This window comes from Salmonella sp. SAL4457, assembly GCF_046548235.1.
GTDB lineage: Bacteria > Pseudomonadota > Gammaproteobacteria > Enterobacterales > Enterobacteriaceae > Salmonella > Salmonella enterica.
In genome coordinates this window covers 1-253 of record NZ_JBGDZO010000916.1, presented here as the reverse complement: position 1 = coordinate 253, position 253 = coordinate 1, and the positions used below count along the sequence as shown (strand labels likewise).

Genomic DNA, 253 nt, shown 5'->3' with positions numbered 1-253 from the left:
GTACAGCACGGCGTTGTCGTAGCTGTTGTAGACCTCCACCTGGTCGTCGCTGAGAGCCGCCGGGGCGCCCTGACGGTCGACGAAGCGAGCGTAGTCGGCGGGATAGCGGTACTTGTAGTTCATGTGGGTGCCGAGCAGATGGACCACGATGAACTTCTTCGGCGCCGGGTCGTCCAGCACCTTGGCGAAGGGCGCCAGCACCGCGCCGTCCAGCTGGCTGGCGTTCTGGCTGCGCTGGTTGTTCAGGTAGAAC

At 64.4% G+C, this 253-nt stretch carries 1 protein-coding gene; it reads right to left on the bottom strand.

Annotated features, from left to right (window positions below; genetic code table 11):
• Window positions 1–253: sulfatase-like hydrolase/transferase (locus ACLJNW_RS26865; RefSeq protein WP_410961604.1), on the bottom strand; the 253-nt coding region annotated here is incomplete at both ends.